General features: G+C 66.2%; 1 protein-coding gene. It reads right to left on the minus strand.

Annotated features, from left to right (window positions below; all coding sequences use genetic code 11):
• A partial coding sequence (locus D7V93_RS44290) for an alkaline phosphatase family protein (protein ID WP_279637008.1) occupies window positions 1-393 on the minus strand: 393 nt, incomplete at both ends.

The raw sequence follows: 393 nt of genomic DNA on the forward strand, positions 1-393 counted from the left end.
GGTCGGTCGACGTGGGCGTGGCGCAGTGATAGGCGTCGCAGATGGTGAAGGCGTCGGCCAGCGCATAGTGGAACGGAATGTCCTGGCGCGTCAGGTACGCCATCGTCGTGGTGCCCTTGTGTGGGACCCAGCCATCGTAACGCCCGCCGTTGACGGCAAGGTGCGTGTCGTTCCAGCCGTGCGGCAAGTCTTGCAGGAACTGCAGGCCGAGATCAGGCGCGCTCGGGCGGAACGGCAGCACCTCGCCCGCGCCGCCGGCCACCGGCTGATGCCACACGCTCTTGCCGCTCGGCAGCGTGACGGTACGCGTATCGCCATACCCGCGCACGCCACGGAGCGTGCCGAAGTAATGATCGAACGAGCGGTTTTCCTGCATGAGGATCACGATGTGCT

Source organism: Corallococcus llansteffanensis, assembly GCF_003612055.1.
GTDB classification, from domain to species: domain Bacteria; phylum Myxococcota; class Myxococcia; order Myxococcales; family Myxococcaceae; genus Corallococcus; species Corallococcus llansteffanensis.